Source organism: Micromonospora luteifusca (genome assembly GCF_016907275.1).
Classification (GTDB): domain Bacteria; phylum Actinomycetota; class Actinomycetes; order Mycobacteriales; family Micromonosporaceae; genus Micromonospora; species Micromonospora luteifusca.
Map to the genome: position 1 here is coordinate 5,459,401 of NZ_JAFBBP010000001.1, position 22,081 is coordinate 5,481,481.

At 70.4% G+C, this 22,081-nt stretch carries 17 protein-coding genes; 7 read left to right on the forward strand and 10 right to left on the reverse strand.

The window, feature by feature from the left end; all coding sequences use genetic code 11:
• Positions 1-84 precede the first annotated feature (84 nt).
• On the reverse strand, positions 85-690 hold the full coding sequence (locus JOD64_RS24995) for a hypothetical protein (protein ID WP_204944473.1): 606 nt from the start codon (positions 688-690) through the stop codon (positions 85-87).
• A gap of 133 nt (positions 691-823) precedes the next feature.
• Here JOD64_RS24995 and JOD64_RS25000 point away from each other — a divergent pair, with 133 nt between their 5' ends.
• Positions 824-2,260: a serine/threonine-protein kinase gene (locus JOD64_RS25000; RefSeq protein WP_204944474.1), complete on the forward strand. Its 1,437-nt coding sequence runs from the start codon at positions 824-826 to the stop codon at positions 2,258-2,260.
• A 61-nt stretch (positions 2,261-2,321) separates the two neighbouring features.
• The gene (locus tag JOD64_RS25005; protein ID WP_204944475.1) at positions 2,322-3,524 is read left to right on the forward strand and encodes a low temperature requirement protein A; all 1,203 of its coding nucleotides are present in this window, start codon (positions 2,322-2,324) and stop codon (positions 3,522-3,524) included.
• 6 nt (positions 3,525-3,530) lie between these two features.
• Here the strand turns inward: JOD64_RS25005 and JOD64_RS25010 are convergent, their stop codons facing one another.
• From JOD64_RS25010 to JOD64_RS25020, 3 genes are all read right to left on the reverse strand, one after another.
• The gene (locus JOD64_RS25010) at positions 3,531-4,091 is read right to left on the reverse strand and encodes a hypothetical protein (RefSeq protein ID WP_204944476.1); all 561 of its coding nucleotides are present in this window, start codon (positions 4,089-4,091) and stop codon (positions 3,531-3,533) included.
• Positions 4,088-4,627: an RNA polymerase sigma factor gene (locus JOD64_RS25015; protein ID WP_204944477.1), complete on the reverse strand. Its 540-nt coding sequence runs from the start codon at positions 4,625-4,627 to the stop codon at positions 4,088-4,090. Before JOD64_RS25015 ends, JOD64_RS25010 begins: the two co-directional genes overlap by 4 nt.
• A gap of 102 nt (positions 4,628-4,729) precedes the next feature.
• Positions 4,730-5,350: an L-threonylcarbamoyladenylate synthase gene (locus JOD64_RS25020; protein WP_179783200.1), complete on the reverse strand. Its 621-nt coding sequence runs from the start codon at positions 5,348-5,350 to the stop codon at positions 4,730-4,732.
• Between the two features lie 147 nt (positions 5,351-5,497).
• On the opposite strand from JOD64_RS25020, the gene dnaE reads away from it, so the two are divergent.
• Positions 5,498-9,028: a DNA polymerase III subunit alpha gene (dnaE, locus tag JOD64_RS25025; RefSeq protein WP_204944478.1), complete on the forward strand. Its 3,531-nt coding sequence runs from the start codon at positions 5,498-5,500 to the stop codon at positions 9,026-9,028.
• A gap of 57 nt (positions 9,029-9,085) precedes the next feature.
• Here dnaE and abc-f read toward each other — a convergent pair whose 3' ends face one another.
• From abc-f to JOD64_RS25045, 4 genes are all read right to left on the reverse strand, one after another.
• Positions 9,086-10,723, reverse strand: coding sequence for a ribosomal protection-like ABC-F family protein (abc-f, locus tag JOD64_RS25030; RefSeq protein WP_204944479.1), 1,638 nt, complete (start codon positions 10,721-10,723; stop codon positions 9,086-9,088).
• A gap of 666 nt (positions 10,724-11,389) precedes the next feature.
• Positions 11,390-11,590, reverse strand: a complete 201-nt coding sequence (locus JOD64_RS25035) for a hypothetical protein (protein WP_204946379.1) — start codon at positions 11,588-11,590, stop codon at positions 11,390-11,392.
• Between the two features lie 99 nt (positions 11,591-11,689).
• Positions 11,690-12,385 carry a response regulator gene (locus tag JOD64_RS25040; protein WP_204944480.1) on the reverse strand — a complete coding sequence of 232 codons (696 nt, stop codon included), beginning with the start codon at positions 12,383-12,385 and terminating at the stop codon, positions 11,690-11,692.
• Positions 12,382-13,968 (reverse strand): ATP-binding protein, encoded by a 1,587-nt coding sequence (locus JOD64_RS25045; RefSeq protein WP_307813625.1) that lies wholly within the window; start codon positions 13,966-13,968, stop codon positions 12,382-12,384. The genes JOD64_RS25040 and JOD64_RS25045 overlap by 4 nt, the downstream gene beginning before the upstream one ends.
• Before the next feature lie 100 nt (positions 13,969-14,068).
• On the opposite strand from JOD64_RS25045, the gene JOD64_RS25050 reads away from it, so the two are divergent.
• The 3 genes from JOD64_RS25050 (at position 14,069) to JOD64_RS25060 (ending at position 17,886) form a co-directional block, all read left to right on the forward strand.
• On the forward strand, positions 14,069-15,457 hold the full coding sequence (locus JOD64_RS25050) for a cation:dicarboxylate symporter family transporter (RefSeq protein WP_204944482.1): 1,389 nt from the start codon (positions 14,069-14,071) through the stop codon (positions 15,455-15,457).
• Between the two features lie 384 nt (positions 15,458-15,841).
• Positions 15,842-16,696, forward strand: a complete 855-nt coding sequence (locus tag JOD64_RS25055; RefSeq protein ID WP_204944483.1) for a hypothetical protein — start codon at positions 15,842-15,844, stop codon at positions 16,694-16,696.
• 8 nt (positions 16,697-16,704) lie between these two features.
• Positions 16,705-17,886: a hypothetical protein gene (locus tag JOD64_RS25060; protein WP_204944484.1), complete on the forward strand. Its 1,182-nt coding sequence runs from the start codon at positions 16,705-16,707 to the stop codon at positions 17,884-17,886.
• Between the two features lie 32 nt (positions 17,887-17,918).
• Here JOD64_RS25060 and JOD64_RS25065 read toward each other — a convergent pair whose 3' ends face one another.
• Both JOD64_RS25065 and JOD64_RS25070 read right to left on the reverse strand, forming a co-directional pair.
• On the reverse strand, positions 17,919-18,917 hold the full coding sequence (locus JOD64_RS25065; RefSeq protein WP_204944485.1) for an AraC-like ligand-binding domain-containing protein: 999 nt from the start codon (positions 18,915-18,917) through the stop codon (positions 17,919-17,921).
• A 67-nt stretch (positions 18,918-18,984) separates the two neighbouring features.
• Complete coding sequence (locus JOD64_RS25070; RefSeq protein WP_204944486.1) at positions 18,985-19,545, reverse strand: hypothetical protein; 561 nt, start codon at positions 19,543-19,545, stop codon at positions 18,985-18,987.
• Between the two features lie 294 nt (positions 19,546-19,839).
• On the opposite strand from JOD64_RS25070, the gene JOD64_RS25075 reads away from it, so the two are divergent.
• On the forward strand, positions 19,840-22,050 hold the full coding sequence (locus tag JOD64_RS25075) for a serine/threonine protein kinase (protein ID WP_204944487.1): 2,211 nt from the start codon (positions 19,840-19,842) through the stop codon (positions 22,048-22,050).
• The last annotated feature ends 31 nt before the right edge of the window (positions 22,051-22,081 follow it).

Below are 22,081 nucleotides of genomic sequence, written 5' to 3' on the forward strand. Positions count from 1 at the left end.
ATCATCGTGTCTCCCACAGATCCGTGCCCCGGACAGGACGCGGGGCGCCCGGTACCGACCGGACGCCCCGACGACTGACGCTGATCAGCAGGCCGAGCCCAGCCGGAAGTTCCGCTCGACGAAGTCGGCCGGCCCGACCTCGAAGAAGCCCACGCCGGGACGGATCGGGTGCCCGGTGAACAACTCCACCCGCGAGCCGACCCGCACGAGGTACGCCTCGGCGTCGCCCGCGTCGTTGCGGATCAGCGAGCCCCGCCGGCCGTAGATCTCCTCCAGTTCGGCGAAGGACATGCCGACCGTCGCTCCGGCGGGGGAGCGGGGCGGCGCGGTGGCCGTACCCACCGCCACCAGCCGACCGTCGCGGAACGCCAGCATGAGCACGCCGGCCCAGGAGCCGGTCACCCCCGCGTACACCACCGGGCCGCAGCCGGGCGCCACCCAGTCGATGCGCCCGGCCGCGGTGAGCGCCGCCAGGCTGGCGCCGATCCGGTACGCCCCGGCGCCGTGGACGCTGAGCACCTGCGGGTGGTGGTGCCCGACGAGGGCCGCGGTGGCGAGCGGGCCGCGCGCCGTGGCGGACGCGGGGCCGGCGGTGGGAGAAGCCGCCGAGGCCGGGCCGGCGGTGGTCAGCGGGACGAGCGTGCTGAGCGCCAGCGCGGCGGTGGTGAGGACGATCGAGGGACGCTTCATGGTGTGCTCCTTCGGTGACGGGTCTCTGCCCTGTTAGTCACCGCGCCCGGGCCAACGGTTCGTCGGGTTTCCGATCGGGTCGGTCTACTGTGCAGAGGAATGCGAACCGACGGCGCTGGCCGGGGGTGACGCGGTGACGGCTCCGCAGCAGATCGGGCCCTACGCCATCGAACGGCTGCTGGGCGTCGGTTCGTTCGCGATGGTCTGGCTGGGCTACGACCCGGTGCTCGACGCGCACGTGGCGATCAAGGTGTTGGCCGAGAACTGGAGCCACGACCTGCGGGTCCGGGAACGCTTCCGCGACGAGGCCCGGCTGCTGCGGCGGCTGGAGCACGAGCGGTTGGTCCGGGTACACGCCGTCGGTGAGCTGCCCGACGGCCGGCCGTACGCGGTGCTGGCCTGGGCGGACGGGGGGAGCCTGCGGGACCGGCTGGCCGCTGGCGAGATCCCGGTGCCGGCGGCGCTGCGGCTGCTCGGTGAGGTCTGCGCCGGGGTCGCCGTGCTGCACCGACACGGTGTCGTGCACCGTGATCTGACCCCGGGCAACATCCTGTTCCGCTCCGCCGGACCGGAAGACCCCGGTGCCGAGCAGGTGCTGATCGCCGACCTCGGCCTCGCCAAGGCGCTCGCGGCCGCCTCCGGGCTGACCGCCCGGGCCGGTACCCCCGGTTACATGGCCCCGGAGCAGGACGACCCCGGTGCGGTGATCGACACACGCGCCGACGTGTACGGGCTCGGCCGGCTCGGCATTCGGCTGCTGGCCGCCGACCCGTTGGGCGCGAACCCGCCCCGGCCCGATCAGCCTCGGCGCGTCCCGGAGATCCGACTGCGGGACGGCGTACCGCCGGCTGTCGCTGGGGTGCTCGCCCAGGCCACGGCGCACCACCCGGCCGACCGGCATCCCGACGCTGCGGCCCTACACGCCGCGCTGGTACACGCGAGTGCTCCGGTGCGGGCGCCGGCCGCATCGGCTCGGACGACCGGCTCGCCGTCACCTCGGCCGGAGGGCCGCCGCCCGTACCGGTTGCGGCTGGCCGGGGCCGCGATCGTGGCCGTCGCCGCAGCGGTGGGTGGGGCGGGCGCCGAGCCGGGTGGCACCGGGTCACCTCGGCCGGTCGGCGGCACGTACACGACCGGGCCACTGACCGTGGCCCTGCCGGCCGGCTGGTCGGCCAGGGGGACGACCTGGGCCGGTCAGTACGATGCCGACGGCGCACCGGAACCGGCGCTGGTGATGTCGCCGCAGCCCCGCCGCTGGGCCGCCGATCCCGGACTGCCCGGCGCCTTCGTCGGCCTCTCCGCCACCACGGGGGCACGCACCACGCCGGTCGGATTCCTGGCCGAGCGGACGCACGGGGACTGCGTACCCGCCCCGGCCCGCACCACCCGGCAGGCGAACGTCGAGTGGACGGTCATCCGGTACCGCTGCGACCAGGGCCGGCCGCAGATCGTCGAGTCGGCCGGCCTGCATCCCGGCCGGCCCGCCCTGGTGTACGTGCAGATCGCGCCACCAGCGGACGCCGCGCCCGAGTTCGTGGACACCCTGCTCGCCGGCGTACATGTGCGGTGACGGCCGTCGCGGTGCCGGCGAACGCGCCCGGTGGTGGGCCCTCGGGTGTGAAGCTGTCACCGTGGCGGCACAGCGCGGGCGGAGGCCGGGGAAGGCCGAGACGCGTCAACCGCCGACCCGCGGGCCGGGCGGACCGCAGCGGACGGATCTGCTGGAGCTCTTCTTCGACCTGGCCTTCGTCGCCGGGCTGGCCATGACGTCGCAGAAGATGGCGACCGAGCTGACCTGGATCAGCTTCGCCCAGGGGCTGCTCGCCCTGTCGACGCTCTGGGCGGTGTGGGTGACCACGACGTTGATCACCGACACCTACAGTCCCCGGAAGCAACCGATCCCGATCCTGATCCTGGCCGCCATGTTCGGCCTCATGCTGATGGCCGCGGCCCTGCCGGGGGCGTTCGGCGATCACGGGCTGTTCTTCGGCGGGACCTGGGCCGTGATCATCGTGGGCCGGGGACTGGTGCTCATCCGGTCTCTGCGTGGCCGGCAGGAGCAGGAACGCACGGTGCGCGCCCTGGTCTGGGGCGTGTGCTCGGGAAGCATCTGGGTGGTGGGCGGCCTGGTGCCCGACCCGGGGTGGCGACTCGCCGTGTGGCTGGCCGCCCTGGCCGTGGACTACACCGGCTACGGACTCCGCTTCCCGATCCCGGGTCGGCCGCCCCTGCCCGTGTACCAGGTGGCATCCGAGCACCTCGCCGAGCGGTACCAGCAGATCTACATCCTCGCCGTGGGTGAACTCATCCTGATCAGCGTTCTCGCCCTGGGTCACCAGCCCTTCACCGGGGACCGACTCGCCACCTTCGTCGTCGCTTTCCTGACGGCCGTAGTGCTCTGGTGGAGCTACGCGCGAGGAGCGGGCGCGACCCTGCGCGCCGCCATCGACGCCTCACCACACCGGACCCGGCTGGTGCAGACCAACCCGTACGCCCACTGGTTGATGATCGTCGGGGTGGTCGCCACGGCCGCCGGGGTCGAACGGATCATGGACCAGCCCGGGGCGCGGACAGGCGCCGCCATGACGGCGCTCATCCTGGGCGGCGCCGGGCTCTTCCTGTGCGGTCGGGCGGTGCTCGAACACGAGGCGTACGAGCGGTGGCCGTTGTCCCACGTCATCGGTGTGGTCGCGACGATCGCCCTGGCGTCCTTCACGGCGTACCTGCCCGGTCTGGCGGTGAGTGTGGCCGCCGGGCTGGTGCTGCTGGGGGTCGCGGTCGGCGAGTTCCTCCGGATGCGGCGACGACCCGTCCCGGCTCCGGTCAGCTCGTGACGCGGCTCAGCGGACCACCACCGTGATCGTGTGCGACCGGTCCTGCTGCGGGATCGTGACGTCGACGGTGCCGGGGCGGACGAACCGGATGTCCACGACCCCGGCCTCGTACTGCTGCGACACCAGCTCCGGGCGGTCCACGGTGACCAGGCCGGGGCCGATGCCCTGGATCCGCAGCACCGCGCCGGTGGCGAAGCAGAGGGAGCGCAGCAGCTCAAGCTCGGTCTCGGCCAGCGGCAGGTCGTAGCGAACGGCGCCCTGGCAGCTCGTGGTCGGCCCGGTCGGCGTGGTCGACGTGGGGGCCGTTCGCTGCGGCGTACCCCTGGCGGTGGTTGGTGCGGGCGGTGCCGCGATCGGACGCCCGCTGGTCGGCGGGGGTCGGGACGGCGACCCGGTGGGCGCGGGGGTCGCGGAGGGGGTCGGCGGCGGACTGGACGGGCCGGGCGGTTGCACGGGCAGCGGCGCGACCGCGTCGGCGCCGCAGGCGGCGACCACCACGGCAGCCACGAGGGCGACGACACCGGTGCGGAGCCGGCGCAGTGCGCGGCGTCGCGCGGCGGGGCTCATTCGGCGCCGAGGCGTTGCCGGACCTGCCGTCGGGCCAGGTGCAGCCGGGACTTCACGGTGCCCACCGGCACGTCGAGCAGTGCGGCGATCTCGGGATAGCTCAGCCCGAGGATGTCGCGCAGGGCCACCACCTCGGCGAGGTCGGGGCGGACGGCGTCGAAGGCGTCGAGCAGGTCGAGGCGGGTGCCCGCGACCACGCTGGTCCGTCGTGGGTCGGCCTGCTCGGGCAGGGGTACGCCGCCGGCCTCCAGCCGCCAGCGGCGGCGCAGCGTGCGGTACGTCGAGCGGGCCCGGTTGGCGGTCAGCCGGTGCAGCCAGGTGCGGAACGAGGAGCGGCCCTCGAACCGGGTGATGCCGCCGGCCAGGGCCACCAGCGTGTCCTGGCAGGCCTCCTCGGCGTCCTCCCGGCTGGGCAGGAACCGTGCGCACAGCCGCAGCACCTCGGGGCGTACCGCGAGCAGTAGAGCGTCCAGTGCTGCCGGGTCGCCGCACGCGGCGGACCGGGCCAGGGCGTCGATGTCGTCCGCGTCGGGCATGCCGGGTTTCCAATGCTCGCCGGTGCCGATCCTCAAGCGTACGACCGGCGACGCCGGCGCGGCCCGGTACGGTCCGGCATCCGACGCGAACCGGCCGGCGCGCTACTCGAAGCGTGAGACGTCTCCGGCGCCCCGGCGCAGGATCTCCGGCTCGGGCCCGGACAGGTCGATCACGGTCGTCGGCTCCTTGCCGCAGTCGCCGGCGTCGAGCACCGCGTCGAGTTGGTGGTCGAGCCGTTCCTTGATCTCCCACCCCTGGGTCATCGGCTCGTCGTCCCCGGGCAGGACCAGGGTGCTCGACACCAGCGGCTCGGCCAGCTCGGCCAGCAGCGCCTGGGTGACGGTGTGCCGGGGTACGCGGACACCGACGGTCCGTTTCTTGGGGTGCAACATCCGGCGTGGCACCTCTCGGGTGGCCGGCAGGATGAATGTGTAGCTGCCCGGGGTGGACGCCTTCACCAGGCGGAACACCGAGTTGCTGATCTGGACGAACTGGCCGAGCTGCGCGAAGTCGCGGCAGACCAGGGTGAAGTGGTGCCGATCGTCGAGGTGCCGGATCTGGCGGATCCGGTCCAGCCCGTCCTGGTTGCCCAGCTGGATGCCGAGCGCGTAGCAGGAGTCGGTGGGGTAGGCGACCAGCCCGCCACCGCGGATCAGGTCGGCGACCTGGCCGATGATCCGGGGCTGCGGGTTCTCCGGGTGCACGTCGTAGTACCTGGCCATGCACCGAGCCTAGGCTCATCCGCCGGCGTTGAGGAGACGAGGGCCACGACCGTCGGCGCGGACGGTGGAGCCGCCGAGATCACCTCGGTAGGGTAGGTCCCGGTCGGCTCCGACCATCAAGATCCACACCGCCGGGGGGCGCCACGCATGGCCGACTCGTTCGCGCATCTGCACGTGCACACCGAGTATTCGATGCTCGACGGAGCGGCCCGCCTCAAGGACCTGTTCGTCGAGGCCAAGCGGCTCGGCATGTCCGCCGTGGCGATCACCGACCACGGCAACATGCACGGCGCGAACGACTTCTACAACAAGGCGATGGAGGCCGGGATCACCCCGATCCTGGGCGTCGAGGCGTACGTGGCACCGGAGTCGCGCTTCCACAAGGCGCGGGTCAAGTGGGGCCGGCCGGAGCAGAAGAGCGACGACGTCTCCGGTAACGGCGCGATCACCCACAAGACCATGTGGGCGAAGAACGCGCAGGGCCTGAAGAACCTGTTCACCCTCAACTCGCGGGCATCCATGGAGGGGCACTACATCAAGTGGCCCCGGATGGACATGGAGCTGATCGCCGAGTACGCCGAGGGGATCATGGCCACCACCGGCTGCCCGTCCGGCGCGGTGCAGACCCGACTGCGGCTGGGCCAGTTCGACGAGGCGCTCAAGGTCGCCGCCACCTACCAGGACATCTTCGGCAAGGACAACTACTTCGTCGAAATCATGGATCACGGTCTCTCCATCGAGACCCGGGTCCGTGCGGGGCTCACCGAGATCGCCCGCAAGTTGAACATCCCGCCGGTGGTCACCAACGACTCGCACTACACGGTCGAGGAGCAGGCCACCGCGCACGACGTGCTGCTCTGTGTGCAGACGGCCAGCAACATCGACGACCCCAACCGGTTCCGCCTGGAGGGCGGCGGCTACTTCATCAAGAGCGCCGACCAGATGCGCGCGGTGGACTCGTCGGAGCTGTGGCAGGAGGGCTGCCGTAACACGCTGCTGGTCGCGGAGAAGGTCGACCCGACCGGCATGTTCGAGTTCCACAACCTGATGCCGCGCTTCCCGGTGCCCGAGGGGGAGACCGAGGAGTCCTGGTTCCGCAAGGAGACCTTCGCCGGCCTGGGCCGCCGCTACCCGAACGGCATCCCGGAGGGGCACGTCGTCCAGGCGGAGTACGAGCTGGGCGTCATCAACCAGATGGGCTTCCCGTCGTACTTCCTCGTGGTCGCCGACTTCATCCAGTGGGCGAAGAACCAGGGCATCGCGGTCGGGCCGGGCCGTGGTTCGGCCGCCGGCTCGCTCGTCGCGTACGCACTGGGCATCACCGACCTGGACCCGATCCAGCACGGGCTGATCTTCGAGCGGTTCCTCAACCCCGAGCGGGTGTCGATGCCGGATGTCGACATCGACTTCGACGAGCGTCGGCGCGGTGAGGTGATCAAGTACGTCACCGACAAGTGGGGCGAGGACAAGGTCGCCCAGATCGCCACCTTCGGCACGATCAAGGCGAAGGCCGCGATCAAGGACTCGGCCCGGGTGCTGGGCTTCCCGTACGCGGTTGGTGACCGGATCACCAAGGCGATGCCGCCGGCCGTGATGGGCAAGGACATCCCGCTCACCGGCATCTTCGACACGAAGCACCCCCGCTACGCCGAGGCCGGCGAGATCCGCGGCCTGTACGACTCCGACCCGGACGTCCGTAAGGTGATCGACACCGCCAAGGGCATCGAGGGGCTGATCCGGCAGACCGGTGTGCACGCCGCCGGTGTCATCATGTCCGCCGAGCCGATCATCGAGCACATCCCGTTGATGCGTCGTGACGCCGACGGGGCGATCATCACGCAGTTCGACTACCCGACCTGCGAGTCGCTCGGGCTGCTGAAGATGGACTTCCTCGGCCTGCGCAACCTGACGATCATCGACGACGCGGTCAAGAACATCGAGCTCAACCACGGTAAGAAGCTCGACCTGCTGGCCCTGCCGCTGGATGACCTGGCCGCGTACGAGCTGCTGGCCCGCGGTGACACGCTGGGCGTGTTCCAGCTCGACGGTGGGCCGATGCGGTCGCTGCTGCGGTTGATGAAGCCGGACAACTTCGAGGACATCTCCGCCGTCCTGGCGCTGTACCGGCCCGGCCCGATGGGCGTCGACTCGCACACCAACTACGCGCTGCGCAAGAACGGCCTGCAGGAGATCACGCCGATCCACCCGGAGCTGGAGGAGCCGCTACGGGAGATCCTGGCGCCCACCCACGGCCTGATCGTCTATCAGGAGCAGGTGCAGCGCGCCGCGCAGATCCTCGCCGGCTACACCCTCGGTCAGGCAGACCTGCTGCGCCGGGCGATGGGTAAGAAGAAGAAGGAGATCCTCGACAAGGAGTTCATCCCGTTCCGGGACGGCTGCCGTGAGCGCGGCTACTCCGACGAGGCGATCCAGGCGGTGTGGGACGTCCTGGTGCCGTTCGCCGGGTACGCCTTCAACAAGGCGCACTCCGCCGCGTACGGCCTGGTCTCCTACTGGACCGCGTACCTGAAGGCGCACTACCCGGCCGAGTACATGGCCGGGCTGCTGACCAGTGTCGGCGACGACAAGGACAAGATGGCGCTCTACCTGTCCGAGTGTCGCCGGATGCGCATCCAGGTGCTGCCACCGGATGTGAACACCTCGGCCGGGCCGTTCACCCCGGTCGGCTCGGACATCCGTTTCGGCCTGGCCGCGGTGCGCAACGTCGGCGCGAACGTGGTCGCCTCGATCATGCGCTGCCGCGAGGAGAAGGGCGACTACACCGACTTCTACGACTTCCTGTCCAAGGTGGACGCGGTGGTCTGCAACAAGAAGACCATCGAATCGTTGATCAAGGCCGGCGCGTTCGACTCGATGGAGCACCCCCGCAAGGGCCTGCTCGCGGTGCACGCCGACGCGATCGACGCGTACGCCGACGTCAAGCGCAAGGAGGCGGTCGGGCAGTACGACCTCTTCGGCGCCGGCTTCGGCGATGGCGACACCGGCAGCACGACGGTGATGCCGACCATCAGCGACAGTGAGTGGGACAAGCGCGACAAGCTGGCCTTCGAGCGCGAGATGCTCGGCCTCTACGTCTCCGACCACCCGCTGTTCGGCCTGGAACACATCCTCAACGCGGCGGCCGACACCACCATCGCCGCGCTCGCCGAGGAGGGCGGGGTGCCCGACGGGGCGGTGGTCACCCTCGCCGGCATCCTCTCCGGGGTGCAGCGCCGGGTCACCAAGCAGGGCCGGGCCTGGGCCTCGGCCACCCTGGAGGACCTGGCCGGTGGGGTGGAGACGCTGTTCTTCCCCAACACCTACGAGGTGATCGGGCAGTACATCGCCGAGGACGCCATCGTGGTGGTCAAGGGTCGGGTGGACCGCCGCGACGACACCCCACGCATCATGGCGATGGACATGTCCATGCCGGACGTCAGCACCAGCGCCACCAACAAGCCGGTCACCCTCACCATCCCGGTGCACCGGTGCACGCCACCGCTGGTGGAGAAACTGAAGGAAACCCTGGTGCTGCACCCCGGCGACACCGAGGTGCACGTCAAACTCCAGAACGGTGGGCGCACCACCACCCTGCGGCTGGGCCCGTTCCGGGTGGCGGCGACGACCGCGCTGATGGGTGACCTGAAGAGCGTCCTCGGCCCGGCCAACGTGAGCTGACCGGGCCGCGGCCCGGTCCGGCTTGCGCCGGCCGGGCCGCGGACTTCCCGACCGGGCTCAGACCCGGTCGGGGGCCCCGATTTCCCGCAGTTGGCCGTCGGCCAACCGCAACCAGCGCTGCACGCCGATCTCGGCGAGGAACCGTTCGTCGTGGCTGACCACGACAAACGCACCCTGGTACGCGGACAGCGCGCTCTCCAACTGGGCGACGCTGACCAGGTCCAGGTTGTTGGTCGGCTCGTCGAGCAGCAGCAGTTGCGGCGCCGGCTCGGCGCAGAGCACACACGCGAGGGTCGCGCGCAGCCGCTCACCGCCGGAGAGCACCCCGACGGGCAGGTTCACCCGGGAGCCCCGGAACAGGAACCGGGCGAGCAGGTTCATCCGCTGAGCGTCCGGCAGGCTCGGCGCGTACGCGGCGAAGTTCTCCGCCACCGTGCGGTCGAGGTCCAGCAGGTCCAGCCGCTGCGACAGGTACGCGATCCGCCCGTCCGCCCGTCGGATGTCGCCGCCGGCCGGGTCGAGATCGCCGTTGATCAGGCGCAGCAGGGTCGACTTGCCGACGCCGTTCGCCCCGGTGAGCGCGATCCGTTCCGGCCCCCGGATCACCAGGTCCGCGCCGTCGCCGCCGAACAGGTCCCGGTCGTCGAAGCGGGCCCGCATCCCCTGGCCGGAGAAGACCGTGCGTCCGCCGGGGACGGTGGTGTCCGGCAGGTCCACGGTGATCCGGTCCTCGTCGCGTACCGCCCGCCCGGCCTCGTCGAGCCGGGCCTTCGCCTGCCCGAGCCGGCCGGCGTGCGTCTCCTGCGCCTTGCCCGCCGACTCCTGCGCACTGCGCTTCAGCCCACCGGCCACGATCCGCGCCAGGCCGGCGTTCTTCAGGTTCTTCGAGGCGTTGCTGGCCCGCCGGTCGGCGCGCTCCCGGGCCTGCTGCATCTCCCGTTTCTCCCGCTTGACCTCCTGCTCGGCGTTGCGCAGGTTGCTCTCGGCCACCTCCCGCGCAGCCTGCACCGCCTCGGTGTACGCGGTGAAGTTGCCCCCGTACCAGCGGATCTCGCCCTGGTCCAGCTCAGCGATGCGGTCCATCCGGTCCAGCAGCTCCCGGTCGTGGCTGACCAGCAGCAGGCAACCGGACCAGTCGGTGAGCACGTCGTAGAGCTTGTGCCGAGCCTCCAGGTCCAGGTTGTTGGTCGGCTCGTCGAGCAGCAGCACGTCCGGGCGGCGCAGCAGTTGCGCCGCCAGGCCGAGGGACACCACCTGACCACCGCTGAGGGTGTGCAGCCGGCGGTCGAGCGACAGGTCACCCAGGCCGAGCCGGTCCAGTTCGGCGCGGGTGCGCTCCTCGATGTCCCAGTCGTCGCCGATCGTGGCGAAATGTTCCTCGCTGGCGTCGCCGGATTCGATGGCGTGCAGCGCCGCGATCCGCTCGGCGACGTCGAGCACCTCGGCGACGGTCAGGTCGCCGGCCAGCGGCAGGGTCTGTGGGAGGTAGCCGAGCAGGCCGTCGACGGTGACGCTACCGCCGCTGGGCCGCAGCTCTCCGGCGATCAGCCGCAGCAGAGTGCTCTTGCCGGCCCCGTTGGGCGCGACCAGGCCGGTACGACCGCCGGGAACGGTGAAGGACAGATCCGAGAAGACCGGGGTGTCGTCCGGCCAGGAGAAGGACAGGTTCGAGCAGACGATGAAGGCATCAGACATGCGAGTGACCTCAAAGGGTGGGGTGGGCGCGCCGAAGCCGCCCGACGGAACGGGGACCGTGGAACGACGACATGGCCACGGCGGCTGCGCCTAAGCGCGCCGAACCGATGGCCGAACACATCCGGTCTCACCCGGAGATGTCGTCGTCACCCGCCATGTCTGGTCTCCCCAGTCGTACCGCTAACCCAACTCCGCAAGTCTAACAACGGATCTTCGCCCCGCCACCTGGTTCCCGACCGGCTGATGTCCGAGGACTCTCAGCACGGCCTAGGAGACGTCGAAGAGGCGTAGCCCGTCATACTCGGCGAAGTCGGCGAAATCCTTGCCGTTGAACGTCGCCAGCGGCAGACGGTCAACCAGACAGCACGCCGCTATCCAGGAGTCGTTTGTCGGCCGTGGCCGTCCGCGTGCTGCGCCCGTGCCTGGAGATGCCCCCATGTCACCGCCACCGCCTCGTCGAAGGGGAGCACGACGACCCCGCTCCGCCACTGCGCGAGGTCAGCCAGCTTGCGCGGCCCCCAACTACGGAGTGCCGTCCACTTGGTCAGCTCTGCGAGCGTCACGAACGTGATGCAGAGGGTTTTACCGACCAGACGGGCACGGAGACGTCAGGGAGCCGCCCTCGCAGGATCGCCGATGCCACATCGGTGTCCAGGACGACGAGACTCACGCGGCACCGGCCCGCCGGGAGACGTAGAGGTCGGCGAGGAATGCATCCAACTCGTCGTCCGACTCGAACAGATCTGGGCGTGCCAGGTCGTCCACGGAGGCGATGGGCCGAATGCCCTGCCGGCGGGCCAACTCCTCGGCCGGTACATGCTCAGCCGTCGGCCACTCGGGCATCCGCTCTGCGTTGCTCGACGTCACGGCGCACCTCCTGCGTGTCGGGTCGTCTTCGATTCTCCCACTTCCGACATCGATACATGGCACGTCAGGGCCGGTCGTTCAGGCCGAGTTGCAGTTCGCTCACCGGGGTCGGTACTCGACTTCGGGGCGGCCGGGGGTGCCGTAGCGGGGGCTGCGGACCGCCCGGTCGATGGTCACCAGATATTCCAGGTAACGGCGGGCCGTCACCCGGGAGATGCCGGTCAGCCCGCTCACCTCGGTCGCGGACAGGCCCACCTGCGCGCGGGTTCCGTCGGTGAGCGCGGCGCGTACCCGATCGAGGGTCTGCGCGTCGAGCCCCTTGGGCAGGCTGTGCCCGGCGGTGCCGCGCAGGGTGGCGAACATCTGGTCCACCTCGTGCTGGGCGGCTACCTCACCCTCGGCGAGGGCCTGCGCGCGGTAGTCCGCGTACCGTTCCAGCTTGTCGCGGAACGCGGCGAACGTGAACGGTTTGAGCAGGTAGTGGGTCACCCCGAGAGACACCGCGGTGCGTACCACCGCCAGGTCCCGCGCGCTGGTCACGGCCAGCACGTCGACGCTGCTGCCGGCCGCGCGCAACGCCCGGCAGACGTCCAGGCCGTGCAGGTCGGGCAGCCGAAAATCAAGGAGTACGAGGTCGACGTCGCCACCGTCGTTGGCGCGCAGTGCCGCCATCGCCGCCCGCGCGGTGTGCGCCACCCCGACCACGACGAAACCCCGCACCCGTTCGGTGTACGCGCTGTGCGCCTCGGCGAGCAGCGGCTCGTCCTCGACGACAAGTACCCGGATGTCGGTCATGATCGTTGACCTCCGCCCGGCAGCCGGACGGTGAACAGGCTGCCGCCGTCGTCCGAACGAGCCACCTCGTAGCTACCGCCGTGCCGGTGCACCACCTGCCCGACCAGCGCCAGGCCGAGGCCCCGGCCGGTGCTCTTGGTGGACCAACCGCGCCGGAACGCGTCGGCCACCCGCTCCGGGGCCAGCCCGGGGCCGCTGTCGGCAACCCGTATCACCAGCTCGTCATCGACCGCACCGACGAAGACCCGTACCCGGCGTGGCGCCGGCGTGCCGACCACCGCCTCCAGGGCGTTGTCGACCAGGTTGCCGACCACGGTGAGCAGGTCGCCGGTCGGCAGTGGGCTGTCGTCGAGGCGGCAGTCCGGGTCGATGACCAGGTCGACCCCGCGCTCGCCGGCCTGCGCGGACTTGCCGAGCAGCAGCGCCGCCAACGCCGGTTCGGTCACCGCGCCGACCACCCGGTCGGTCAGCTGCTGGGCGAGCGCCAGGTCCCGGGTGCCGAGCCGGACGGCCTCGTCGGCGCGGCCCAACTCCACGAGAGTCAGCACGGTGTGCAGCCGGTTGGCCGACTCGTGGGTCTGCGCCTGCAACGCCTCGGTCAGTGCGCGCACCGAATCCAACTCACTGGCCAGCGCGCGCAACTCGGTCTGGTCGCGCAGGGTCAGCACGGTGCCGAGCACCGTGCCCTCGAAGCGGGTGGTGCGCTGGTTGGCGACGAGCACCCGGTCACCGGCGAGGATCGGCTCGTCGCGGGCGTCGCGCCCCGAGTCGAGCAGCTCAGCCACCGCGGGCGGTAGGTCGATCCCGGCCGCCGGCTGGTCGATCACCGGTGCGTCCACGTCGAGCGTCAGCAGCCGGCGGCCCTCGTCGTTGATCAGCGCCACCCGTCGGTCGACGGTCAACACGACGAGGCCTTCGCGCACCGAGTGCAACACCGCGTCGTAGTACTCGTACATCCGGGTCATCTGCGCCGGCCCCAGACCGTGCGTCTGGCGACGCAGCCGGCGGCTGAGCAACCAGGAGCCGGTCGCGGCGAGCGCGAGAGCCGGTGCGACGACACCGAGCAGCACCGGCAACTGGCCGAGCAGCTTGCGGTCGATCTCGCGGGTGGTGATGCCCACCGAGACCAGACCGACGATGCGCTGCTGCTCGTCGAAGACCGGAACCACCGCGCGCACCGACTCGCCGAGCGTGCCGACGTTGGTGGTGGTGAACGGCCGGCCCGCCAGGGCGGGCCCGATCTCCCCGACGAACGGCTCGCCGATCCGTTCCCGGGTGGGATGGGAGAAACGGGTGCGGTCGGGGGCCATCACCACCACGAAGTCGGTGTCCGTCGCGTGCCGGGTCGATTCGGCGTACGGCTGGAGCTTGCTGGCCGGGTCGGCGGTCAGGAGGGCCGCACGGACGTCGGGGGAGCTCGCCACGGTCTGCGCCACCGCGAGCACCTCCTCCTCTGCCGCCTGCTGGGAGTCGCTGCGGGCCAGCCAGACGGCACCCGCCGCGCCGGCCAGGACGAGCAGCGTCACCACCATCGCCTGGAGGGCGAAGAGTTGCCCCGCAATGCTCCACTGACGCCGGGCCACCTCCATCACCTCCTCGTTACGTTCGCGGCCGTTGGTGCTTCGCGGTGAACAGAATGACCGCAAGGCTGTCAACGGGTGAGATGCGCTTCACATTGTCGACATGGACACCACCGCACCCGCCACCCCACCGACACCGGCGGTCCGCCGGGACCGTACCCGTTACCTCTACCTGGCCGTCATCGTGGCCGTGTTCGCCGGCATCGTGGTTGGCCTGGTCGCCCCCGATTTCGGCAAGGAACTCAAGCCGATCGGCACCGGCTTCGTCAACCTGATCAAGATGATGATCAGCCCGGTCATCTTCTGCACCATCGTGCTGGGCGTCGGCTCGGTGCGGCAGGCCGCGAAGGTCGGCAAGGTCGGCGGCCTCGCCCTCGGCTACTTCCTCACCATGTCGACCGTCGCGCTCGCCATCGGCCTGGTGGTCGGCAACCTCATCCACCCCGGCTCTGGTCTGGACCTCGGCCAGGACCTCGCGGGCGCGGGCAAGGCCGCCGCAGGCGACGAGGCCGGCGGGACTGCGGACTTCCTGCTCGGGATCATCCCGACCACCCTGCTCTCCGCGCTCACCGAGGGCGAGGTGCTCCAGACGCTGCTGGTCGCCCTGCTGGTCGGCTTCGCCGTACAGGCCCTGGGCCGGCGCGGTGAGCCGGTGCTGAGCGCCATCGGTGTCATCCAGCGGGTGGTCTTCAAGGTCCTCGCCATGATCATGTGGCTCGCACCGATCGGCGCGTTCGGTGCCATGGCCGCCGTGGTCGGCGCGACCGGCGTGGACGCGCTCAAGAGCCTCGCCCAGATCATGCTGGGCTTCTACGCGACCTGCCTGATCTTCGTGCTGGTCTTCCTGGGTGCGTTGCTCTGGTTCGTGGCGCGGATCTCGATCTTCGGACTGCTGCGCTACCTCGGCCGGGAGTTCCTGCTGATCCTGTCGACCTCGTCGTCGGAGTCGGCGCTGCCGCGGCTGATCGCGAAGATGGAGCACTTCGGCGTGAGCAAGCCGGTCGTGGGCATCACGGTGCCGACCGGATACTCGTTCAACCTGGACGGTACGGCGATCTACCTGACGATGGCGTCACTGTTCATCGCCGACGCGTTGGGCAAGCCGCTGTCGATCGGCGAGCAGATCTCGCTGCTGCTCTTCATGATCATCGCATCGAAGGGTGCCGCCGGGGTTACCGGCGCCGGGCTGGCGACGCTGGCCGGTGGCCTCCAGTCGCACCGGCCGGACCTTGTCGACGGCGTGGGGCTGATCGTCGGCATCGACCGGTTCATGTCGGAGGCTCGGGCATTGACCAACTTCGCGGGCAACGCCGTCGCGACCGTACTGGTGGGGACCTGGACCGGCGAGTTCGACCGGGACCGCGCGGTCGGGGTGCTGAGTGGCGACGACCCGTTCGACGAGGCCACCATGCTGGACGAGCACGACGACGCGGACGAGGTGGAGCCGCGTCGCTCCGACGACTCAGCCGCGACGGTCGGGGCGAACACCTGACCCTGCCATACGCAGAGCCCTGGCCGGGCTGCCAATCCCGGCCAGGGCTCTCTTGTCATCGCTGGGGTACCACTGTGGATGGTCATTGTTCGGGACTTTGCGGCTCGACGAACGACCGTACAGTCGATGGTTATGACAGCAACGCCACCGCCCGAGGAAACATCGGGGTCAAAGCCGGTCAGTGGTGAAGCATCCCCCCAGGAGTCGGCAACGCCCGGTCCGGGCCCACGCGGAGCCGCACCGGCCGGCGCTGAACAGCAACCGGCATCCGTTGCCGCCAGGAACGGAGCCGGCGAGGGCTACGAGGCGATCGCCTACGAAAAATTCGGGGCGGGTCCCGGAGCGTCCCGTCGCAAGAACCGGCGCTGGATCGTGGCGTCGCTGGTGACAGGCCTCGTGGCGGGGGCCGTGCCGCTGACCTTCGAAACGGTGCGGGACTACGTTGCCATCCCGTGGACCGTTGCCAAGGAGAACGACTCGCAGAAGAAGGTCGACGCGTCCCAGCCGCCATTCACGGTGTCCGTGCAGCCGGAGCGGGGTGAGCCGGAATCCTGGACGATGGTCCTCGACCGGGAGCTGACCGCCGACGAAACGCAGAAGATGCAGGACAGTTCGTCCCCCTTCGCCTACCTGCGGGACCTGGGTGGTCATCCGCTGGAATACGCGTCCTCGCTGGTAAACGCCCCGCAGCGATACCTGGAACAGCAGACGGCGTCCGGCAGGTTGGAGAACGTCGACACGTTCAAGCTCAACTTCCTGAGCACCCGGGCATATCCCGTGATGATCGACGACTGGAAGGTCGTCGACCTCGCCTGCGTGCAGAGCACCAGGAAGACGGTCGTCTCCAGACCGTCGCAGGGCGGAGCGGCCTACGAAGGGATCAGCCTTCACCTCCCGCCCCGAGCCGACGAGCCGGTCCTGACCGACGACACCGAGGGTCAGGGCATGCCCTACTTCGACAGCCGGTACATCGAGGTCGGAGGCGGCCAATCCTCGGGCGCCCTCCGGGTGGAGGCGATCGCGCCGCCCGGCCAGTCGTGCGAGTGGGGCATCGAGGTCCACTACGCGGACGCCCACCATCAGGACGAATACGTCCAACTGACCGACGGCGACGGGAGCCCTCTCCGTATCCACACGGAGTCCGCACCCGAGAACCCTCGACAGAAGTGGGTGTTCGGCTCGGTTCCCTGGACGCCATGCCACCTGAACCCTCAGGGGGACCAGTGCGATCTGGTGTAGCTCCGAAAATGATGGCGGTCGCGCTGGCCGTCCTGTGCGCCGCGGCCTGCAGCTCGACGCCGAAAGCACAGAAGCAGGGCTCCGGCCCGCCCACTGGAAACCGGGGCAACGACGGGTACGCCCTTGCGGACACCCCGTTCACCCGCAAGGGCGCCGTCATCACCGCGACCTGTTCCATCGGCGCGCGCGCCGCGGCCGTCTCGGTGCAGGCGTGGGATCCCGACGGGTGGCAACCGCTCGACGAGCGCATCTTCGGCATACCGGCCAGCGCCGCTTTCTCCAACTATCACGGCGTGGAGGCGGTCAACAGCCCTCTCGTGGACCTGTGCCGGCAGAGCACGGACCGCGAGTCCCCCTACCGCCTGGACGACCTGGAACACCTGGCCCCGCGGGCCCGTGCCCTCTTCGACCTCGGATTCACCCGCATGGCGGTGGTGTTCCGGGGGCCCGACGGCAAGGCCACCCACGCCGGCTCCGTGGCAAGCGGTGACCCCCAGGGCGACGCCGCAGCCCCGAGCGGCGCGACGAGCGACGACGAGCAGAACGCCGCGATGGCGCCCGACGGGCGCAGCGTCTGGTTCACCTACACGAACCCTGCCGGGGAGCAGAGGATCGGATCCCGGGCCGTCGAGGGCGACCAGGGCCTGTCGGACGAAGGACCAGCGGCCGGGCATGAACTTCCCCTGACCGTCTCGGGTAAGCCGCCGCGGGCCATCCAGGCCGACATGGTCCGCGTTTCGCCGAACGGCCGGCGATTCACCGGGTTCGCGCCGAAGGTCTTCGGAAGGATCTTCGACGCCGCGGACTCGTCGATCGCGTTGACCGGGAAATCGGCCGGCAACGCCACCCTGGTCAGGGACTGTGTCGCCATCGTGGGCTGGATCAGCGACGCCCAGGTGCTGTGCCGAACCCCGTCCGGGTCGTTCCAGGTCGCGGACGCCCACTCCGGTGACCCCGTGGGGGCCGCGATCGAGGTGGTCGGCGCGAACGACGGCACCGTCGCCGAGGGGATGCTGGTCTCGGCGGACGGGAAACACTTCATCGTCGCCGTCCACATTCCCAACGACCCGTACGGGGAGCCAGGTCAGCTCCCCGACCTCAGGGTCGTGCCCACCAGCCCAGGAGGGGAGAGCATCCCGATCGCCAACGACAGCCTGAGTGTCGACACGGTCTTTCTGGCGTGGCGGTGAGCTTGCGCGGTCGAGGCCGCAAACGGTGCTGACTACCGGCCGCGAGCGGGCCGAGCGGAGGGGTCGGCACGGAAGGTTTGGGGAGACACCCCGAAGGTGGCGGTGAAGACCCGGCTGAAGTGAGCCTTCGCGGGGAAGCCCCAGCGGGCGGCGATGCTATGGATCGGTCGCTCTCGTTGCAGGGGATCGCACAGGTCGCGTGCGCACCGGTCCAGGCGCTTCGTCCGGATGGTCTCAGCGACTGTCTGGTCCTCGGCCTCGAACGCTCGGTGCAGGCTGCGCAGCGAGACGTGGTGCGCGGCCGCGACGGTGCTCGGCGAGAGGTCCGGGTCGCCGAGGTGTTCGTCGATGAACGCCTTGACCCGCACGCGCAGGGTGTGGCCGCGTACCTCGGTCGGTAGAGCGTCAGTGAGGTCCAGGTGCTGGGCCACCGCCGCGGAGATCAGGTTTCGGGCAACGGTGCCCAGCAGCGGAACGTCACTCTCCTGGTACTGCTCCGGGTGGGTCAGTATCTGGCGTACGAATTGGCTGAGCAGTACGCCTATCCCCTCGGTGGCGGGGATGTTCGTGGCGAGGAGTCGCGCGATCTTGTCGGGATGCAGCGGTATGAGACCGTGCGGAACGAGGATCGTCAGGGTGGTCAACAGATCGTCGCGCTGCGACCGCCCCTGGTGCGAGGACTGATGGGGTCGGGACGTGTCGACAACGGCGAAGTGCCCCGGCGTGAACAGGCTCGTCCGCCGCTCCTGCTCCATCCCGCCGTGCCCGGACAGCGGCAGCGCGAACTGGTACATCTCCGGGTCGCTGCGGCGGATGAATGTGCCGGTGCGCTGCATGTCCAGGGATGGGTACCGCCAGGACGACAGCACGACCTCACCCAGGTTGATGACCTCGGCCCGGGCACGGAAGTCTGCCGCGTGGGCACTGTGGATCCGCATCGGCACCGACTCACGTGCCACCAGGTCGTGCCAGAATCCGAATCGCTCACCCTCGGGCACCGCGGTGGTGTCCGCCGAGGCTACGGTGAGCACTGGCCTCCTCGATCCCTGTCGATGTCGTTGACGCGGCCAAGGCTGCGCTGCCGCACCAGCTTACCGATCATTCAGGTCCCGGCTCAGGTTCGGCGGGAGCGGCCTTGTCGCAGGCAACGCCGACGCCGAGGTTGACGCGGTCCTCGTGGCCGTTCGACCGCACGACGAGCGGTACGCAGGCAGCCCGCGCGACCCACGTGCCACCGACGAAGACCCTCCACTGCGCCTGCGCACCCTCCGGCGCGCAGGCGTGCACCGTGACGGTCGCCGCCGGCGGGCTGAGAGCACCCCATCCGATCCGAGCCTCGCCGTCTGATCTCGGTGCCACCTGAAGGTCGACGACCGCGCCCGCGCGGACGACCAGCCCCCATTTGGCGAATAGCCGAGCCGAGCGATCAGTCTCCCCGGAGTCCTGCACGGAAAGCACCGCGCGGTCGGGCACGGCCACGTCTTTTCCGACCAGTCGATAACCCGCCGGTATTTCCGGCATCGACGTTACCGAGGGCGTGCACGGCAAACCGGCACCGCCCTCGCGTATCGACGAGGTCGCGCTGTCGGCGGGCGGCGTGTCGGGTCGGCGCGCGTCGCTTGCGGGCGTGCATGCTGTCAGCACCGCGACCAGGCACACGCTGGCCCGCCAGGTGATCGGCCGGGCCCACCCGACGGCCGCCGCCTCCGGGTGGACCGGGGTGCGGGTGGTCCGGGTCCACGCAGAATTCGAATTCATTCGATATCTTATAGCACATTGCCGATATACGTGTTGGTAACATCGCGTTGGGCGACAGTGGCCGCGCCAATAGTGGAGTGATGTCGAAATGAACGATCGATCAGTAGTCGATCTTGCATGTGACATATCCAACTGTCGCTTTTCCACCTGCCATCAAAAATTGGGCACGTAATCTTCGCCGGGTACCTTCCTGTCGTGCCAGACGCCACTCGACAGTTGATTGCCGATCGCTATCGGCTGGTCCGCCCCCTCGGTCAGGGCGGGATGGGCCGCGTATGGCAGGCCCGCGACGAGATGCTGCAGCGCGACGTGGCCATCAAGGAGTTGGTGGCACCGCCCGGCCTGCGTGACGACGAACGCCGGGAGTTGCGCGAACGGTCCATGCGCGAGGCGCGGGCCGTCGCCCGCCTGGGCCACGTCAACGTGGTACGCGTCTTCGACGTGCTGCACTCGGCCGACGACCCCTGGATCGTGATGGAGCTCGTCCCGTCCCGATCCCTGCAGCAGGTGCTCGACGACGAGGGGCCGATGCCGCCGGCCCGCGCCGCGCACATCGGGCTCGGTGTGCTGGGCGCGTTACGGGCTGCCCACCAGGCCGGCGTGCTGCACCGCGACGTCAAGCCGGCCAACGTGTTGCTCGCCGACGACGGCAGAGTGGTGCTGACCGACTTTGGTCTGGCCACCCTCCCCGGCGACCCACGCATGACCCAGACCGGGATGGTGCTCGGCTCGCCGGCGTTCCTCGCGCCGGAGCGGGCCACCGACGGCGACGTCGGTCCGGCCGCCGACCTCTGGTCGCTCGGTGCGACCCTCTACGCGGCGGTCGAGGGACGCACCCCGTACCAGCGGTCGTCCCCGATCGCCACGCTGGCGGCGCTCGCCACCGAGCCGCCACCGCCGGCGCAGCGAGCCGGTCGGCTGACCCCGCTCCTCGAAGGACTGCTGCGCCGGGAGCCGGACCAGCGGATCACCGCCGAGGAGGCTGAGCGGCTCCTGCGCCAGGCCGCCATCCCGGACGAGCCGGTCACCCCGGGGAGCACCGGAGGTGGGCCGGTAACCCGGGTCACCGCCACCGCCACCACCGACGGGCCCCGTCCGAAGATCGTGCCCGAGTTCGTCACCGCCGAGTCCGGTCCGACCGCGCCGCCGCAGCTTGTCGCCGACGCACCGCAGCTTGTCGCCGACGTGCCGCCGTCTGTCGCCGACACGCCGGTGGCGGGGTCGGGTCGCAAGCGCCGGGCTCGGCTGATCGGTTCGATCGCCGCCGCCGCGCTGCTGGTCGTCCTGCTGGTGACCGCGTCCCTGCTGAACCGCGGGCTGTTCGGCGGTGTGGGGGCCGGCGGAGTGGCGGCGCCCGCCGTCGACCCGTCACCGATTGCCGAATCGCCGGTTTCCCGGGAACTCGCACCAGCGCCCGCGGGATGGCACTACTACCGCGACGATCCCCGTTTCCTCGTACCGGTGCCGGACGGCTGGCGGGTGCGGCGCGACGGTGAGCGGGCCGAGTTCCAGGAGCCGGACGGCAGCCGGGTGCTCGTGGTGGACGAACTCCGGTCCGTTCCCGCGGACCTCGTCGCCGAGCTGCGGGCGCGGGAGACGGTCGAGCGCAAGCGGTACGCCGACTACCGGCAGGTCCGGCTCGCCGCGCTGCGCTACCAGGTGCGGGCCGCCGAATGGGAGTGGACCCACACCGACGAGGACGGCACGCCGCTGCACACGGTGAGCCGTGCGTTCATCGGTCACAACGGGCACGCGTACTCCATCGGCTGGACCACCGCGGCCGCCGAATGGTCGGCGAGCGCGGGCGTCTTCGCGCTGATCACAGACGGTTTCCAGGGGATGCCGGTCCAGGGCGTGCCGGTCGCGGGCGGCTCGCCGTCCAGACCCGCCGGCCCGCCGCCGTCGGCAGGCGCGGGGCAGCCGACACCGGGGACGGCCAACGGTGCGACAACCGTTCCGGGGAATCCGCCGCAGCAACCGCCGGCCCCGCCGCCGCCCTCCCCGACGCAGAGCAACGCGCCCGCCGGGAAGCAGATCCAAAGCTTCGCCAGTGACCGTTGCATCGACATCCCGGACGGCAACGCCACCGCTGGTGCGCGACTGCAGATCTGGGACTGCCGTCGGACCGCCAAGCAACTGTGGACCTTCCCCGCGGACGGCACGGTCCGCTCGATGGGCAAGTGCCTGGACGTCGCCGGCCACTCCACCGAAGACGGGGCCGCGATCCAACTGGCTGACTGCACCGGCGCGGGGTCACAGAAGTTCACCCTCAACAAGGCCTACGACCTGGTTAACACCAAGGCGGACAGGTGCGTCGACGTGCTCGACCAGAACCCGGACAACGGCGCCCGACTGCAGCTCTGGCAGTGCACCGGGAATGCGAACCAGAAGTGGAAGGCCATCTGAGCGCTGACTGCGGGCGCTCCGATGGTTACGG

Bases quoted from the DNA above. Each gene is read 5' to 3' on its own strand.
- dnaE (WP_204944478.1), top strand. From the start codon at position 5,498: ATGGCCGACTCGTTCGCGCATCTGCACGTGCACACCGAGTATTCGATG.
- JOD64_RS25010 (WP_204944476.1), bottom strand. From the start codon at position 4,091: ATGAGCCCCGCCGCGCGACGCCGCGCACTGCGCCGGCTCCGCACCGGT.
- JOD64_RS25015 (WP_204944477.1), bottom strand. From the start codon at position 4,627: ATGCCCGACGCGGACGACATCGACGCCCTGGCCCGGTCCGCCGCGTGC.
- abc-f (WP_204944479.1), bottom strand. From the start codon at position 10,723: ATGTCTGATGCCTTCATCGTCTGCTCGAACCTGTCCTTCTCCTGGCCG.
- JOD64_RS25020 (WP_179783200.1), bottom strand. From the start codon at position 5,350: ATGGCCAGGTACTACGACGTGCACCCGGAGAACCCGCAGCCCCGGATC.
- JOD64_RS25060 (WP_204944484.1), top strand. From the start codon at position 16,705: ATGATGGCGGTCGCGCTGGCCGTCCTGTGCGCCGCGGCCTGCAGCTCG.
- JOD64_RS25050 (WP_204944482.1), top strand. From the start codon at position 14,069: ATGGACACCACCGCACCCGCCACCCCACCGACACCGGCGGTCCGCCGG.
- JOD64_RS25040 (WP_204944480.1), bottom strand. From the start codon at position 12,385: ATGACCGACATCCGGGTACTTGTCGTCGAGGACGAGCCGCTGCTCGCC.
- JOD64_RS24995 (WP_204944473.1), bottom strand. From the start codon at position 690: ATGAAGCGTCCCTCGATCGTCCTCACCACCGCCGCGCTGGCGCTCAGC.